At 41.8% G+C, this 16,803-nt stretch carries 13 protein-coding genes and 1 pseudogene; 7 read left to right on the top strand and 7 right to left on the bottom strand.

Going from position 1 to position 16,803, the window contains the following annotated elements:
* Window positions 1-56 precede the first annotated feature (56 nt).
* The 6 genes from B5F83_RS06410 (at window position 57) to B5F83_RS06385 (ending at window position 6,977) form a co-directional block, all read left to right on the top strand.
* Entirely contained in the window at window positions 57-728 is a 672-nt protein-coding gene (locus B5F83_RS06410; RefSeq protein WP_087278970.1) for a DUF2975 domain-containing protein, read from the top strand.
* Window positions 729-1,068: 340 nt separating this feature from the next.
* Entirely contained in the window at window positions 1,069-1,398 is a 330-nt protein-coding gene (locus tag B5F83_RS06405; protein WP_055212302.1) for a helix-turn-helix domain-containing protein, read from the top strand.
* A complete protein-coding gene (locus B5F83_RS06400; RefSeq protein ID WP_087279004.1) occupies window positions 1,391-2,890 on the top strand; it encodes a DUF3987 domain-containing protein in 1,500 nt (499 codons plus the stop codon). Before B5F83_RS06405 ends, B5F83_RS06400 begins: the two co-directional genes overlap by 8 nt.
* Window positions 2,883-3,911 carry a DUF6371 domain-containing protein gene (locus tag B5F83_RS06395; RefSeq protein ID WP_087278973.1) on the top strand — a complete coding sequence of 343 codons (1,029 nt, stop codon included), beginning with the start codon at window positions 2,883-2,885 and terminating at the stop codon, window positions 3,909-3,911. The genes B5F83_RS06400 and B5F83_RS06395 overlap by 8 nt, the downstream gene beginning before the upstream one ends.
* Before the next feature lie 150 nt (window positions 3,912-4,061).
* Window positions 4,062-5,609, top strand: a complete 1,548-nt coding sequence (mobV, locus tag B5F83_RS06390) for a MobV family relaxase (RefSeq protein ID WP_087278976.1) — start codon at window positions 4,062-4,064, stop codon at window positions 5,607-5,609.
* A gap of 102 nt (window positions 5,610-5,711) precedes the next feature.
* Window positions 5,712-6,977, top strand: a complete 1,266-nt coding sequence (locus B5F83_RS06385; RefSeq protein ID WP_087325282.1) for a restriction endonuclease subunit S — start codon at window positions 5,712-5,714, stop codon at window positions 6,975-6,977.
* Between the two features lie 25 nt (window positions 6,978-7,002).
* Here B5F83_RS06385 and B5F83_RS06380 read toward each other — a convergent pair whose 3' ends face one another.
* From B5F83_RS06380 to istA, 3 genes are all read right to left on the bottom strand, one after another.
* The gene (locus B5F83_RS06380) at window positions 7,003-7,806 is read right to left on the bottom strand and encodes a tyrosine-type recombinase/integrase (RefSeq protein ID WP_087280787.1); all 804 of its coding nucleotides are present in this window, start codon (window positions 7,804-7,806) and stop codon (window positions 7,003-7,005) included.
* A 380-nt stretch (window positions 7,807-8,186) separates the two neighbouring features.
* Complete coding sequence (gene istB / locus B5F83_RS06370; RefSeq protein WP_087280784.1) at window positions 8,187-8,918, bottom strand: IS21-like element helper ATPase IstB; 732 nt, start codon at window positions 8,916-8,918, stop codon at window positions 8,187-8,189.
* Between the two features lie 35 nt (window positions 8,919-8,953).
* Window positions 8,954-10,513: an IS21 family transposase gene (gene istA, locus B5F83_RS06365; RefSeq protein WP_087280781.1), complete on the bottom strand. Its 1,560-nt coding sequence runs from the start codon at window positions 10,511-10,513 to the stop codon at window positions 8,954-8,956.
* Between the two features lie 221 nt (window positions 10,514-10,734).
* Here istA and B5F83_RS06360 point away from each other — a divergent pair.
* Window positions 10,735-10,983: pseudogene (locus tag B5F83_RS06360) on the top strand (restriction endonuclease subunit S); the annotation flags it as partial.
* Here the strand turns inward: B5F83_RS06360 and B5F83_RS06355 are convergent.
* From B5F83_RS06355 to B5F83_RS06340, 4 genes are read right to left on the bottom strand one after another with little or no spacing between them, the layout of a single operon-like run.
* Window positions 10,978-12,345, bottom strand: coding sequence for a restriction endonuclease subunit S (locus B5F83_RS06355; RefSeq protein ID WP_087325280.1), 1,368 nt, complete (start codon window positions 12,343-12,345; stop codon window positions 10,978-10,980). The pseudogene B5F83_RS06360 and the gene B5F83_RS06355 overlap by 6 nt on opposite strands.
* A complete protein-coding gene (locus B5F83_RS06350) occupies window positions 12,345-14,159 on the bottom strand; it encodes a DUF262 domain-containing protein (protein WP_087277975.1) in 1,815 nt (604 codons plus the stop codon). The genes B5F83_RS06355 and B5F83_RS06350 overlap by 1 nt, the downstream gene beginning before the upstream one ends.
* A gap of 60 nt (window positions 14,160-14,219) precedes the next feature.
* On the bottom strand, window positions 14,220-15,368 hold the full coding sequence (locus B5F83_RS06345) for a PDDEXK nuclease domain-containing protein (RefSeq protein ID WP_087278402.1): 1,149 nt from the start codon (window positions 15,366-15,368) through the stop codon (window positions 14,220-14,222).
* A 4-nt stretch (window positions 15,369-15,372) separates the two neighbouring features.
* Window positions 15,373-16,803 (bottom strand): class I SAM-dependent DNA methyltransferase, encoded by a 1,431-nt coding sequence (locus tag B5F83_RS06340; protein ID WP_087277978.1) that lies wholly within the window; start codon window positions 16,801-16,803, stop codon window positions 15,373-15,375.

The following is a 16,803-nucleotide window of genomic DNA, read 5'->3' as shown; positions in this document are numbered from 1 at the left end:
TGAATGTAGATGGCTATTGAAAACATTCATTAATTTTACACCTAAATTGACTTGAGATGACTATTACGCAGGTATTCCTATTGCTGGTGTGCGCATTTGTTCTGGTATTGCTGCTTTCTACTATCTTTAATAAGCACCATAGGATAATCATGTGGTCTGCTGCAATAGTATTTTTTATAGGAACTCTGCTCCTTATAGGACTTGGGATAATTGATCCGGTAAAGGACAATCATCCTGATCCTGTCGTTATAACAGGCATTGTCACCGCCCTTATCTTATCGGGGCTATTTGCATACGGAGCAGAAAAACTGCACATCAAACTTAGGGAAAAGAATCAGCAAACCGTTCAAGCCATAGATAATCAGTCAGAATGTCCGGATTCCCCAAAAGGGGTTGTATTGTCGGGAAGACTTGATACTTCACTTGCCCGTACAATCTTTGCGAAAGCAATAGAAGCCGGATATATTGAAGAGGTCGGGTCCCATTATAGCTGGAAAGGGACAAAGGCTCTTCTTGCCTATATGTGTGGTCGAATATATTGCGGCGATTATCCTGAATATTCCAAATACGAACAGAAGACTTTTTGGGAATTCGGCAACGGACTCTTTCCCGATGTCGAGCTTAACGCACTATTTGAACAGACCGGTATCGGACAGTCCCGGCAGAACAGGAGGGATATGCCCGTCCCTAACAATGCCGGAGAAATTGACAAGTTTTTTCAGAAGTGATAAAAAACGAAGGGTATTATCTTCGTTCTTGGCAAGTCTTAGCTTCTGGCTTGTTATGCATTTTGTTTCGCTTCATCTGGCAATCTTCGATTTTTTTCAATTTTATTTTCCTCTTTTTTATTACTGGTAATCAACTGGTTACATACAAAGTTGTGACAGAATCATAACTTTCCATAACACCTTTCCTAACATTGGATAATTTATTGTAACTTATTAGTCCTCAGCTATTTCATACATTCGTGCCGTGATTCTGGTGCGATGTGCACAATCGTACCATATCGTATAACCAGGCTGAAGGTCTGAGTGTGCATCAGGGCAATCGGCCATAATTGTTTTAAGTATGGCTAAAGAAACGAATGTAGAGAAGCTATGCGACCGGGAATTGCTTGAAAAGATTCTCAGCATAGTGGAGAGACAAGAGAAACTGCCGCCTCCGGCTCATGAAGGCGGACACCGTCTATATGACAACAAGTCTTTGATGGAGAAATTGAACATCAAAGAAAAGTATCTGAAAAAGTTGCGAGACAACGGCTATCTCGGCTACTCGCGTGAAGGTGATAAATACTGGTACACGCAAGAAGACGTAGACCGCTTTCTGCGTCGTTTCCATTATGAAGCTTTCGCTATTGGTGATGAACTTCCAAAGCAGGAAGGAGGTGGCTATGTTTAACACCGTTCATTTGACCAACATGCTTCGTTCGGAAGTGGAAGGCATTCCGGAAACAGGTCTTCCGTTAGATGCCTTCCCGGATAAGATACAGGAGATTATCCTCAATCTTGCCAGATACGAAAATTTCAATGTGGAATATACTGCGTCTATTGTTCTTTCTGCTGTTGCTACAGCAATAGGCAACTCTTGTCATATCCGGATAAAGGGCGAGTGGAAAACTTGCCCATCCCTTTATATGATGCTGGTCGGTCGTCCCGGGCTCGGAAAGACTCCTCCCCTCGGTTTTATCTATAAGCCTATTAATGAGTATGATGACCGGCTGCATGAGAAATATAACGAGGAATATGACGAATATGAAAGAGCCATGTCAGCAGGCAAGCACGGAAGTGAGGGGGAAGAACAACTGCTCAAGAAACCGAATTTTGTAACGACGGTCATTTATGATTCCACCCCGGAGGCGATGATGAATATTCATCAGCATAATCAGCGTGGGATAACATTGGTCGTCGATGAAATCCTGGCTTTGTTCAATTCCGTCAAAAGGTACAACAGCAAGAACAACCTCATTGAAGATCTGCTGACAGCTTATAGCGGACAGCCGTTAAAGATTATCCGCAAATCAGAATCACGTCCTGTTCTAATCAAGAATCCATGTATAAATGTCATCGGTTCAGTACAGACGAATATGCTGCAGGAAGTCTTCCGTGCAGAATTCCTTGCCAACGGATTGCTTGACCGTTTTCTGTTTGTCTATCCTAAAAACAGGAAGATATCCGGATGGAGACGGGAAGAACGGAATACAGCCCGTCCTGATATCATGAATCAATGGAGGACAATAATCAACAGAATCCTAAGCATCCCCTGTATCCTTGATGACAAGGGTACAACGGTCAATCCCCGTATCATTACAATGTCTGACGATGCGGAAGAATACTTTTATGAATGGTACAATGGAATTATCGATGCTGTAAATGCCATTGAGGATGATGCGGATGTTGAAAGCCGAAAGATGAAACTCAACGGCCATGTAGCACGTCTTGCCCTGTTGTTTCAGGTAATGAAATGGGCTACTGATAGTGGAGATATGCAATATATTGAGCGGGAGTCCGTAGAATCGGCAATCCGTATGATTGATTATTATGAGGAAACATACAGGAGGATTCAGGAAGCCATTGTCATAAACAGTATCGGCGAAACTAAGGAAGCGTGGCTTTCTCTGTTGGAAGATCGGTTTACTTCCGGGGAGGCTGTTATTGCCGGTAGAAAAGTTGATATGTCCCGACGTACCGTCTATTATGCGCTTGACCAATTATGCCGGCTTAAGCACCCTCTTATAGAAAAGCTTCAGCATGGAGTCTATCGCAAACTTATGACAGAAAATACTGATGCACCTTGCACTATTGCACTTTCATCTTGTCAAGATACCGTGCAATCTTCTCAAAGTGCAAAAGTGCAGAGTGCAACCACACTAAAATCAGAGGACCATGAGTGAATACAGATTCCATTTGCAGAAATACCGCCCTGGAAGCAAGACTACTTGTCCGAACTGTGGTAAAAGCCGGTGTTTTGTCAGGTATGTTGATGAACAAGGCAGCATTAGCTTTCCCGGTAATGTCGGCAAGTGTGATCATGAAAACAGTTGTGGCTACCACTATACACCTAAGGAATACTTCAAGGATAATCCTGATGTATTGGAAATGGATGAGGGAAGCGGTAAGTCACTTCTTTCTGTCCCTCATAAGACGGCAGATAAAACTCCGTCTTGTATTGTTCCTTCGTATATTCCTTCATCTTATGTGTTAAGGAGTCTGTCACATTATTCAATCAACCCCTTATATCAGTATTTCTGTCAGGTGTTTGGTGAAGATGAGACAACCAGATTGTTTGAAATGTATCGCATAGGGACATCTTCAAAATGGGGAGGTGCAGCGGTTTTCTGGCAGACAGATATAAATGGGCAGGTAAGAACCGGCAAGGTAATGTGCTATAATGCTGAGACAGGCCATCGGGTTAAAGAGCCTAAGGCTTTTGTCAGCTGGGCGCATTCCGAGTTGAAGTTGCAGGATTTCCATTTGAAGCAATGTCTGTTTGGAGAACATCTTCTGAAAAATTCATCGTCTCCGGTAATGCTGGTGGAAAGTGAAAAGACCGCTGTTGTAATGAGCCATTTTATCCCCGATTATATATGGCTGGCAACAGGTGGAAAGAACGGTTGTTTCAATAGTGAAGCCATGCAGGCCCTCAAAGGCAGGGAGGTTACTCTCATCCCTGATCTAGGAGCAACCGAACAATGGAAAGAAAAGTCTGCTTTGTTGTCTGGAATATGTAAACGGGTTGTTGTGTCCAATGTCTTGGAATGTACATCCGATGAAGAGCAACGCAGCCAAGGATTGGACATTGCAGACTTCTTTCTGTATTCACCATCAAAGAGGCAGATACTCCATCAGATGATACAACGTAATCCAGCATTGCAGTTGCTCATTGATGAACTGGATCTGGAACTTATTGAATAGTAAAGGAACTTGTTCCGAGGATTTATAGAAAGTCCTTAACACAATAAGGACTTTTTGCCTGACGGCAATAAAATCCGGTCATTGTCCCGCAGAGTGGACTGGCACAAGAGCAAGCTCAAATATTAGTCATTTATCAAAAAAATACCCTATATGAACACAGATATTAAACAGGCCATGCATGTTGAAGCCGGGAAGTCATTCGGCACAGCAGAGGCGAATGAAAACGAAAGGCATTGGAATGACGACAAGATTGACAGAAAGAATCAGGATCCGACCAATCACTATGACAAGACCCGAATGAAACTGAATTTTGAGATTGGGCCCGATGGGAAAGTTCATCCGTTAGGCTATCAAGAGAAATCGCTTGAAGTACGTTTGCAGGAACGGTTGACTGAACTGGGCTGGAAACCCTTCAAGCCGGACAGCAAAATTCAACCAAACTGTTGTGCGAAATTTATCTTCGGAGGCAATCATGACCGTACGCTTGAGATGGCATTTGGAACCCAAACCGTAAATCTGGATAAGGGTGCAGACAACAGCCATCTCCAGCGATGTCCGGAAATCGAACAATGGGCAAAAGATGTCTATGACTGGTGCGCCAAACGGTACGGACAGAAAAATATCATCGGTTTTCAGGTTCATCTTGATGAGAGCAGCCCGCATATCCATGCCTTGATTGTTCCTGTCGGACAACGAGCCAAAAGCGGACGCGAATGCGTCATGTGGTCGGCTAAGTTTGGCAAGAGCCGTTATGGGTATGGCCATATTCTTCGGGAAATGCACACCTCACTATATGAAGAGGTTGGGAGCGAGTACGGGCTGGAACGTGGTGACAGTATTGAAGGACGGAACGTCAGCCATCTTGGTAAACGCGATTATATCCGGAAACTGTCCAAAGATGCTAAACAGGCGGAAAAAGCAGTCAAGGGGCTGCAAACTATGATACGGAGGTTGGAAGCACAGATATTCAGGTCTCAATCCCAACTTGAAGAAATTGAGAAGTCTCTGACTTCCGGTAAAATCGCTCTTCAGGAATATGAAATTCAAAAGACCAGGATACAAAAACAGATTTCCGAATACCAGTCAAAACTTGAAGACAGGGCATGTAAGCTTCAAGAAAAGGAGCAGGAACTGGAGCAGATGACAAACAATATAGACCGTGTCGGTAGAGTGGTGCAACCTTTCCGCAATCACAAGATAGATTTTGAGCCGCCACGGATCACTGGTAAACCTCCGATATTCGGTGTTGACAAATGGATTGAGGATCAGAACAGATCTATCGCCAGCCGATTCGTGAAGATTGTCCGTCAGATTGAAGAACGGTATCGGAAGGATGCTGAACAGCAAATACAGGCGGTGCAGAATAATGCGTTGCTGGACTATCGGGAGTTTAAATGGCTGCAACAGGAGTATGCACGACTGACGGCTCTCAACGATAGTCAGACTGAACAGATGCAAATAGTTCTTGACCAGCTGGCTGAGCCTTCTGTACGGGAACGAATCTTCTCTATCGCTGATGCTTTGATTGGCGGACAACCTGTTGTTGTTTCATCCGGCGGAGGCGGTGGCAACGCCGACTCCGACCTTCGCTGGGATGGAAGAAGACCGGATGAAGAGGAAGAGGTGTATAAACGACGATGTATAAAAACCGCATTAGAGGTGTCAATGAAAAATAAACATAGTTACCGAAGAAGATAATTTATCAAGGTGTGCCGTATCGAATATTTATAGCGCACCTTGTTTTTATTATGATTAAAATTTACATTACATACGCCCCATTATGGGAATGTACCGTTTGCGGTGCCGAAAGGATGGGTGTGGTGCAGGTTAGAAGATATTGCTTATGTAGCATCAGGAAGTACACCCGATAAAACTTGCTTTGTTGAGAATGGTATCCCTTACATAAAAATGTACAATCTTAGAAATCAGAAAATAGATTTTGCTTACCATCCGCAATATATTACAGAAGAAGTACATAATGGGAAACTTCTGCGTTCGCGTACAGAAGTTGGCGACCTTATTATGAATATTGTCGGGCCACCTCTTGGTAAACTTGCAATAATTCCAGCAACATTACCACAAGCGAATTTCAATCAGGCTGCTGTCCTAATACGCCCTTATAAATTTAAAAAAGTGCTAGTGCCATACCTGAAGGCATATTTAGAGGAAATGTCAGAGATCAATTCTATCGCGACACGAGGATCAGCTGGTCAAGTTAACATATCATTGACCCAATCTCAAAATATGCGAATACCATTACCCCCTTTAAACGAAGTAGAACGTATAATAAACGAAGTCGTTAAGTATGACCTCCTCATTGAAGCTGTCGAATACGAAACTATAGAGTTACAAGCCCTCATTATTAGTATCAAAAACAAGATTCTTGACCTTGCTATACATGGAAAGCTAGTACCACAAGACTCTAATGACGAGCCTGCTTTGAATCTGCTTAAACGCATAAATCCTGACTTCACACCTTGTGATAACGGACAGTATAGGAATATTCCTAAAAATTGGTGTGCCTGCAAATTGGTTGATATATGTTCTTTCTTGTCAAGAGGAAAATCACCCAAATACTCGGAAGACGATAAAACATACCCAGTATTTGCTCAAAAATGTAATCTAAAAGATGGTGACGTATCATTAGAGCAAGCAAGATTTTTAGATCCTTCTACTATCAACAAGTGGAATGAAGTTTACAAATTACAAACTGGGGATATCCTTGTAAATTCAACGGGTACTGGCACTGTTGGAAGAACAAGATTGTTTAATACAAATTGCTTGGGCAACTATCCATTTGTAGTTCCTGATTCACATGTTTCTGTCGTAAGAGTGTTAAAAAGTATTTGTCCTCAGTATATTTATGCTTATATATCTTCTGACTCTATACAACAGTATATGGAAAAGAATCTTGCAGGAAGTACAAACCAAAAAGAATTATATATTGGGGTTTTAGAAAATATGCAAATCTTCTTACCTCCTCTTGCAGAACAGCAACGTATCGTTGCAAGAATAGAAGAGTTATTTTCAACTCTTGACAACATTCAAAAAGCCTTAGAAGCGTAGGAAAATACGCTTCTAAGATCTTATGCTACCAATTTACAACCTTGTCAACAATCTTTTGTTGTTCGCTAGCTGTACGCCGCAGATAGATGCGAGTAGTTTCAATACTTTCATGCCCCATAAGGTCGGCAAGTAATGCAAGGTCGTTGAAACGGTCAAGAAAGTTCTTGGCAAAGCGGTGGCGGAAAGAATGAGGATAAACAACATCACGGTTCAGTCCATACTTATCGGCAAAATGTTTAAGTTGCTGGGCAATACCTCGTGTTGTAATGCGTTGTCCGAAACGATTGAGAAAAAGATAACCGCTTGTAACACCTTTCGTTTTCAACCATTGCAAAGCCTCGCTTCGCAAGTTTTTGGGGATGTATAAACGACGCACCTTACCACCTTTACTATAAAGGTCTAGATAACCCACCTTCACATGTTCAACCTTTATGTGCAACAGTTCACTTACCCGTGCACCTGTCGCCGCCATAAACCATACCACGAAATACCAATCTTCATAACCATCGGCCTTTAACTGTGCTTTCAGAAACTTGTAGTCGGCATCGCTGATAACATTCTCTAAGAAGTTCTTTTGCTGCACTTTGACAAACTTTACCTTCAGTCTATCATGCTTGGAAAATTCCAAATACTTATTAATACCCTGTAGCCGAAGGTTTACGGTTTGAGGCTTAAAGTTTTCAACCAAGTATCCTTTGTATGCCAACAGGTTTTTCTTGTTCACTTCCCCATAGTGACTGAAAAAGTAGTTCACCGTCCATACATACGAAGCCACTGTGTTCTTTGCCAAGTTTGTTTTGGCAAGATAGTCATTAAATTTTGTTATCATATCAGTTTTTGTTTTTGATGAATACGATAACAATATAAAGCGCAACCTAACGGACATTATACGAACTTGCCTATTGGGTGGGTAGTAGCTCCAATGCAAATGCTATGTTCTTTGACGGATGGAGAAAAACTTGATGGTAAAGAAATGCCAAACCTTGACGTAAAATATCTAAGAGGAGAACGGGACTTTAAGACCTTGACAAATGGACGATATGTAGTAGCCAATAGCCTATTGATTTTAGTTGATGGCGAAAACTCTGGAGAAGTGTTCAGAACGCAGATTGAAGGTTATCATGACTATATCACATTGAATGTACCCCCTGGAGCGTTTTCAAATGTACCACTTCAGACATGGTCGCTTTCGGTTCGGCAAAGTTAAGATTATTTCTGATTTTTTCTTCTCATCGAGTCACCTTTTAGCTCAATCCGAACCGCGTTAGCGGTGAGGCGGTCCATGATTGCGTCAGCCAAGGTAGGCTCATTGATGTAGTCATACCATTTGGATACGGGGAGCTGTGATGTCACGATTACGGATTTCCTCTGATAGCAGTCTTCCAGGATCTGGAGCAGGGCCAGACGTGAGTTGTTGTCAAGCGGCTGCAGTCCGAAGTCATCAAAGATGACGAGGTCATTCTTCTCGATGCGGTTGATGACCTTAAGAAGGCTTCCGTCAAGTTTGGCGAGGGCTATACGCTCGATGAACTTGTTCATGGAGAAGTATTCCACCCTGTGTCCCATGAAGCAGGCCTGTCTTCCGATGGCACATGCCAGGAACGATTTCCCGCATCCTGTCCTGCCGTCTATGAGAAGATTCTCGGCTCTGTCTATGAAAGTGCAGTCCATAAGTTCGAGCAGCATCTCCTTGCCCAGATTCCTCTCTTCCGAACAGATTACATCTTCCATTACGGCATTGTAGCGCAGTTTGCTGGTCTTGAGGTACATTTCTGTCCTCTTGCGGTTGCGGTACTGCCGTTCCGCTTCAGCAAGTCTTGCAATAAAGGTGTCCAAAGCAGGCCACTGGCTTGCAGGCATACTCTGAAGGGCTTTGTAGCATTCCGCCATGCCCTTGAGTTTAAGTCCCTCCAGCTGGAGGATCGTTTCTTGTGTGTTCATTGTCTTGTATTCATTTGTGTGCCGGCATGGTTGTCCTATTGATACGCGGACGCACCTCTCACGTTGTCGTTCCGGGGCATGTATGAAGCCGTATCCGACGGTGTCAGGGGTATGTCATCCAGATTGTTCTTGAGTATTGCCTCTATGCGTTTGTATGTGGACGCGGTCTTCGGCTCTATCCGTCTGCAGGCTGCCTCCAGCCGGTCCGCCCCGTATCTTACGGCCAGGCGCAGGACACCCTGGCAGGAGCGGTATGCCTGCTGCACGAACAGGGCGGACTTCAGTATGCAGTCTATGGACTCACGTGTGTGAGGACCTATCTGACTGGCCTTTGACTGGAGATAGGCGGCATTGACTTCCTTTGAGCGTCTGTATGCCATATGCTTTTCCGGCATGTGGGCCTCGACTGTGGAGTATCCGTCAGAGCGCTTCCTGTCGTGTACCGCTATCCTGTCCAGTCCGATCCAGACTTCAACCGTCTCCGCATCGTATATGACCTTGGCTTTCCTGCCTATATGCTGATATGGAACACTGTAGAAGTGATTCCTGTCCACCTGGAAGTGATAGGTGGAGTTGATGGTTATTTCCTTGGTGTACTTCAGGAGGAAGGGCTTTGGCGGCAATGGGAGCATATACGGACGTTCCTCCCTTTCGTATTGCTCTCTGCGGCTGTATGTCCTGTTCTTGCGGGGCCTGTCGTTGAACATGTCATTCAACTCATCCAGCCTGCCGTTGAGCTCGTCATAAGAAAAGAAGGTGTCGCGGCAGATACGGCTGTAATAGTATCTGTATGTCTGGTTGACAAGGCTTTCTGCCGGGCCTTTGTCCCGTGGCCTGGCAGGGCGGCATTCGTCCAGCTCGGTCCCGTTGTGAAGGCACCACTGGCGCGCGGCCTCATTCAGGGTCGGCTCATAGCGGTCTGTCTTCCTTATCCACTGGCGCATGTTGTCTGTCTTTGAGACCTCGGCTACACCGCCGAAGTATCTGACGGCTCTTGACAGTGCCTGGAAGAGATATTCCATCTTTGCGCTTGGCAGTGCGGTCACATAGCTGAGCATCGAGTACGGCAGGACACAGACAAGAACAATCGCCTTGACCGCTTCTCCCGTGTCTTTATCTACTATCCATAGATTGTCGCCCGCAAGGTCGAACTGCATCTCGCGCCCGGGTTCGTACACGTTATGGTACTTGTAGTCGTGATTCCTTTCATATTCCTGGATGATCGCCTTGAACTGGGTGTAACCGTATGGATTGTCTGTGCTCTTCAGGTATTCCTCATACAGAACGTCATAGGTCATGTGCTTGCGCGTCATGTCCCTTGCATAGTCTTCTACTCTCTCCTGCATGAAGCCATACCTGTCGGAGTCCCTGCCGCGATGCCCGTCGCCTTTCAGCATGATTGCCTGAAGCTCCGCATCGTTCAAGGCAAGAAGGTCCACCATGCTCCTGCCGGATGCTTCCGCACGGTCCCGGTAGTTCCTCAAAGATGTGCGGCTGAGTTTCAGCTTGCGCTCCATCTCACGTAGTGATGTCCCGCGGGAAAACTCGCGGATAATTACTCTGATGTCTGTCATTGTCGCTTTTACATTTGCCATAGCCCTGTGGTATTACCTTTACCACAAAGTTACCTCGTCAAACCGTTTGCGACCATCCCGAAGAATCTGCCCCGACCATGCCGGCACTGGTTAACGGGGGGTACATTTCATTCCGCTACAGGCGGTACATTTCAAAGTGATACAGACGGTACATTTCATTCTGATATGCCCGGTACATTTGAAAGTGACATGGACGGTACATTTAAAGTGATGCAATCAGTTATCAAGGTAGCACATTCAAGCAACTACATATCAATAAAAACATGTTTGCAGAATATATCTTACATGTTATAAATCTACATCGTAAAGCATTGCGAGAGAATAAAGTAGGTTCGGCAATACCTCACCTGGATAAAAAACTATTTAAGGCAATAGAAGTACCTGTACCTCCTTATAAGGAACAAGTAAGAATCGTTGCTGCAATAAATTCAATGTATAGCAGACTGGACACAATAATGGAGATTTTATAAGTTCTCCATTATTGCGTCAAGTTTTTTAAACGCCATCTTTACAATATTGATTATACGCTTTTGTTCTTCTTTTGGTGGTATTGGTATGCAAAGTTTAGAGTATTCTGAAATCCAATAACGTTTATGAGTATCGCCAATAAGTCGTTTTATGCTCATAAACATAGCAACATATTCAATTTCTATATCGTCTGTCACTTTTAGGATTTTCATGGCAGATGATTTTACCTTAAAGGGAAAATCAACAAGTTTGGAATCTGTGGTAAAGTCATCAAAAATGATACAAGGCGTATTCTGATAAATACCTTCTGTCTCATTAGTGTATCCTATAATAAAAGACTTCCCGGCAGTTAAAACAGGAGTCAAATAGCTGTCATTATAATCAGTTGAATTGACAATATAGGCTTGAGGTTGTTCGTATTTAACTATGTCTTCTAAAAGACATTTGCACCATCCCACAGGTAACTGCGTATAATGTCCGTTATCACAAGTGATTTCAGCTTTTGGATTGATATGTTTGATCAATTCAGAAGCAGGCTCGTCATTAGGGTCTTGTGGTACTAGCTTTCCATGTATGGCGAGGTCTAGTATCTTGCTTTTGGTTTGCTTGATGAGAGCCTGTAGATCGGTTTGACTATTTTCAATAATATCAATTATACCCATCCATTTTGAAAGTTCAGAAACAATTCTGAACTGTTCGTGTAATGGTGGTATAGGAACATGTAAATTACCTAATATGGTTCCATTTACATTGGGCTGTCCCACTCCAACAGATCCTTGTTCTATTTGTTCCCAATAATAACCTGACTCAAAATAGAACTTGAGGTATTGAGGCAATACTGCATCATAAGTCTGGACTCGAATCAAATATGAAGCATAAATAGCTCCTTCTGTCAATCCTTGTACCAAATATGACTTACCAACAGTTGCGCCGGTTCTAGCAAACAAAATATCGCCATCGCTTAGTAGATATGATTTTGCTTTATTTTCATCGAAATCTGTATATGGAACAGAATCCCATTGTACACTGTTGTTTTGAATGTCCGTAATGCGTAAAAGCCTGTATTTCCCATTAGTCTTTGCGGATTCACTTACACCGTACAAAATGGATTTAGAAATATCATTTATGGTTGTCCACTCCCACAAACTTGGAATTTCAAATGGTACATTCTCATAATGGGGCGTATCAGAAGTCTTTGCAGACTTCTTGCTCCGCTTGATTTTGCCTTCCTTTATCAGTCGTTCTTTTTCAGCCTTGATTCGTTCGAGCAGAATTGATGCAGGCTCATCATTTGGATCCTGCGGTACGAGTTTGCCGCGAATGGCAAGATCTAGTATTTTTTGACGTAATATTTTGGTATCCACTACTCTTTAATTTCTTGCGGTTTGTTAAATATAAAATTACAGATTCTATCGGCTGCTTTCCGATTTGCAAATTCGATATCATTCTTTCCCCATGAATCAGATGGATATGAAGACAAGGATGTTGCTATACCAAAACTACTTCCAACATATCCTTTTTTGTCTTGCACAAGTGTTCCTTTCTTTGTTTTAAACCAATCCCTCCCAATATACTTATTGATATCTTCCTCCAATAAAATTTTGTTTCCTAGAAGGTTGACCATATCATCAAATTCCTCTAATGTCATCTGGGCATCAGCACGAATAGCGTCTATGTTATGCCCACTTGCAGGCATAATGTGCTCTACATTGACTTTATCTTGGACAAAGTCAAAATGTAATTTATGTTCCCTAGCATAAATATATTCATTAAGGTAAACCAAAATATTTTTATCGTATTCTTTAAGGTCTGCAATTACATCTTCTTCTTTCCAAACAGAATTAATATGGGAATCGAAATCTTCGATAATTTTGTCTATCGAATAATTTGGATCAACTAATTTAAAATTTTCATTGAAAAGGAATGTTTTGAAATAACGTGAGGAGAAACCAAAATCTCCAACTTCAAGAAGTGCGAACAACCGAAGCAAGCATTCCATGATTGGCGTGATATCACGCTCTGATATTTTTTCCTCAGGAATTCTATAAAGGTAAGAAATAAGAAACAATTTGAAGTTTTCATTAAACTTCAACAGTAGTTTTGTAATTGGAAACCCTTGGATCTTGTCCCATATCCTTAAAATTTTGCTGAAATTATTGCATATTTTGATAGGATCTTCTAAAAGCTCTGGATACAGGACTGTATAGTATTTTCTTACACCTGGCGTTGTCAGCTGGCCTTCCTCATATTGATGTTCTTTGGAACGATTTATATACATAAATTGTTGAAGCACACTATCAATATTGACGATTCTCTTTTGGCTTAATTCGTCAGCTTTATGTATTATAGGCTCCCAAATTTCTTTAAAGTTCGCTTTATTGGGTGCATGAGAAAAAAGGTGTGCAGATATGATATCTGCATCAGACAAAGGCATGCCAGTTGAATTCAGTGAATTAAACATCGTTATAGCTTGCTCAATCTGCCAACTTTTAATTTCTATGATCTGACACTTATTTAGGAAGCCATTGGCCAATACATCAAGATTTGATTCTTGATAAACGAGCAAACGCTCATAGAATGATTTAAAATTACGGAAAAAATTGGTGTATTTATTGTCTTTTTGTTTTCGAGGAAACTTATAAACCATTTTTTCTGCATCAGCAAAAGTCTTGGCTTCGATTATATTTTTCAATTCATTTTTATGAAGTTCGTTGATGGATACATTTTCTATGATTTGCACTCCTTTGGCTTTATCCCAGTTTTTCTCAATTTCTATCTGTTTTCTCACATCTGCCCGATATAAAATTTCAAATATTGAATCCAAACTTTGCTGTAAACTTCTCCTAAGTCCTGCAGCCTCTTCGGTGTCAGCCATATTGTTTAGAATTTCAGTTATTCTCAAATGCATGGCTTTGAGAAGGAGTAGAAACGTTGTCGTTCTTTGTTGCCCATCTATTAGATTCAGGTAACCTTTCATTGAACAATCAATAATGATTGTTCCAAAAAAATACGGATCTTCAGCGTCTTGATCTATATAAGATTCGATATCTTGCCACAACTTATCGCAATTTGATATATTCCAAGAATATGCTCTTTGATATTCAGGAATACGAAAAATGTCTGTTTTTTTCAGATAAACTCCAATAGTTTGTAGTTTCGGTTCTATTTCTTTTGCCATACAGATTCTATTTAATTTAGAGATTGGTTATTTAAAGTTTTTCCATCTGATTTTTTTGAATCAGTCTTTATTTAAGAATAGATTGCAGAACTCATTCAATTGCTGCTGCATGCGTTCTTGAGGAATGAGTATGCGTTTGTATTCAGCAATCATGGTAGGACTCATGCTGCGACTCATAGCGTACTCTACTACTACCCGGTCTGCTTCAGGACAGAGAATAATACCGATAGACGGATTTTCGTTGGAGCGTTTTACATCGCGGTCGAGTGCTTCCAGATAAAATTCTAACTGTCCAAGGTCACGAGGATGAAACTTTGTCTTTTTTAACTCTACAGCAACCAATGCCTGTAAGCCGCGATGAAAGAACAGTAAATCGGCCTTGAATGTAGATGTACCAATATTAAGACGGTATTCCTGATCCATGAATATAAAGTCTTTTCCCAGTTCAAGAATAAACTGTTTCATGTGTTCTACCAGACCGTTCCTTAGTTTTGTTTCGCTATGCTTTTTCGGCAGATTGAGAAAATCTACGAACAGGGTGTCTTTGAACATGAGTGGCGCATTAGGATATCTTTCCAGTAATCCTTTTGACATATTGTCCTTGCTTCCTAATAAAGCCGTATAAGTCTGATTGGAAATGCAACGCTGCATTTCTTTATAAGAAAGATGTTCCTTATTGGCATAGAGGATATAAAATATGCGTTCTTCATTGCTCTTGCAGCGACAAAGAATTTCTATATGATTGGACAATGTAGTTAGTTCCAATATTCTGGGCATTTGCCCAGATGTTGATTGGGTGTGTGTAACCATCGGCTGTAAAATTACAGACGTTTCCGATATATTATTGCTCGCAGCAATTTGTGCAGACGGCATCTGCACAAATTCAGTGTTCAAATATTTTCTTATTGTTGCTATGAACGTTTCTGATGAATACTCATCATAAAACATTACCATATTGTATATGCTTCTTTTGCTATATCCTTTGATGTCAGGACGTTGCGAACGTATGTGTTCGGATAATTGAGAAACAACCTTACTTCCCCATTCTTTGCTCTTCAGTTTAGCAGATACATATCCACCTACATGCCATGCTGTGAGTAGCAACTCTTCATTGACGGCTCTTGAAGCATTACTTTTATGTTGGAGAATAATATCTATGATTTCTCCAAATTGTTGTTCTGTTGATATTGCGATGTCGTTATCCTTCATACGCTTAATCTTCATTTATGTTTGCAAGCAGCTTCTCAAGTTCTGCTACTGCTAAACTAATAGTTTTACTTTTCTCTTTTATATCAGCCATCAATTCAGCCAAGGAGCGGTCATCAGACTTTCCTCCTTGTTTTATCCAGGTTATATCAAGGCTTGTCTTGTCACGGGTGAGAATATCATCTACCGGATATTTACGCCAACGCCCTTGAGGATTGTTGTTTGCATCATATGTCTCTTTGCGTCCTTCTAAATTTCCTGCATTATAGCATGTAACAAAATCATCCAAATGATGTCTCTCTAATTTATTAGTAGTAAGCGTATGTTTGATGTCAGTACGGTAATCATAGAACCAAATCTCTTTTGTCGGTTGACCTTTGGAAAAGAACAATACATTTGCTTTTACGCCTTGTGCATAGAAAATACCTGTAGGCAAACGAAGTATCGTGTGTAAGTTGAAGTCTGAGAGTAACTTCTTGCGAATTGTTTCCCCAGCACCACCTTCAAAAAGGACATTGTCTGGTAATACTACAGCTGCACGACCTCCGGTTTTGAGCATCAGCATCATGTGTTGAAGAAAGTTCAACTGATTGTTCTTCGTTTCTACATAGAAATCCGGGCGGTTAATATCGACAGAGCCTGCCGGACGTGTGCCGAAAGGAGGATTGGCAAGTATTACATCTACAAGAGTGGATGGTTCTTTCTCCAAGGAATCCTCACAAACAATCGGGCTCCGGTCTGTTCCTACACCATGCAAATATAGGTTCATAGATGCAAGCGTTACTACCAATGGAGTGTTATCTACGCCGTGCAGTGCCTTGTTGCGCAAGAAATCTCGTTTCTCCTTACTGGCAGACTGTTCTTTCATATAATCGTATGCAGTCAAGAGGAAACCTCCGGTGCCGCAGGCCGGGTCACAAACTGTTTCTCCAATTTGTGGAGCTATGCAATCTACCATTGCTTTGATGAGTGGACGTGGAGTAAAGTACTGACCGGCACCACTTTTCTTGTCCTGCCCATTCTTCTCAAGGATGCTTTCGTAGATAGCACCTTTCACGTCTCCATCCATGATCAGCCATTGTTCCTCATCAATCATGGTAATGACTTTTTTAAGATGAACAGGAATTTCTATCTTATTATGGGCTTTTGTATAGATGGTACCAATCAGATTGTCCTGACTACTTAGGTGCTTTAAAGTTTCCTCGTATTGTTTGACCAAATCAAATCCATCAAGAGACTTTAAATCCTTCCATTGATAACCATTTGGAATTGCAGATTCTCCAAATAATTCTGCGTTTTCATCATCCATTTTCAAGAAAAGGAGATAGGTAAGCTGAGTTATATAGTCTGTAAAACCGACACCGGCTGCTGCCAGTACATCTGCCATATTCCAGACTTTTTTTGTAAGTGTCTGCTCTGTTGTATTCTTTTTTGCCAT

The sequence above is a fragment of the Muribaculum sp. An289 genome (assembly GCF_002159555.1).
GTDB lineage: Bacteria > Bacteroidota > Bacteroidia > Bacteroidales > UBA932 > Merdivivens > Merdivivens faecigallinarum.
This window is presented reverse-complemented; position numbering and strand designations above follow the sequence as displayed.

Excerpts from the sequence above, each read along its gene's own strand:
- B5F83_RS06410 (WP_087278970.1), top strand. The coding sequence starts at position 57 with ATGACTATTACGCAGGTATTCCTATTGCTGGTGTGCGCATTTGTTCTG.
- B5F83_RS06405 (WP_055212302.1), top strand. The coding sequence starts at position 1,069 with ATGGCTAAAGAAACGAATGTAGAGAAGCTATGCGACCGGGAATTGCTT.
- B5F83_RS06400 (WP_087279004.1), top strand. The coding sequence starts at position 1,391 with ATGTTTAACACCGTTCATTTGACCAACATGCTTCGTTCGGAAGTGGAA.
- B5F83_RS06395 (WP_087278973.1), top strand. The coding sequence starts at position 2,883 with ATGAGTGAATACAGATTCCATTTGCAGAAATACCGCCCTGGAAGCAAG.
- mobV (WP_087278976.1), top strand. The coding sequence starts at position 4,062 with ATGAACACAGATATTAAACAGGCCATGCATGTTGAAGCCGGGAAGTCA.
- B5F83_RS06380 (WP_087280787.1), bottom strand. The coding sequence starts at position 7,806 with ATGATAACAAAATTTAATGACTATCTTGCCAAAACAAACTTGGCAAAG.
- istB (WP_087280784.1), bottom strand. The coding sequence starts at position 8,918 with ATGAACACACAAGAAACGATCCTCCAGCTGGAGGGACTTAAACTCAAG.
- istA (WP_087280781.1), bottom strand. The coding sequence starts at position 10,513 with ATGGCAAATGTAAAAGCGACAATGACAGACATCAGAGTAATTATCCGC.
- B5F83_RS06350 (WP_087277975.1), bottom strand. The coding sequence starts at position 14,159 with ATGGCAAAAGAAATAGAACCGAAACTACAAACTATTGGAGTTTATCTG.
- B5F83_RS06345 (WP_087278402.1), bottom strand. The coding sequence starts at position 15,368 with ATGAAGGATAACGACATCGCAATATCAACAGAACAACAATTTGGAGAA.
- B5F83_RS06340 (WP_087277978.1), bottom strand. The coding sequence starts at position 16,803 with ATGGCAAAAAAGAATACAACAGAGCAGACACTTACAAAAAAAGTCTGG.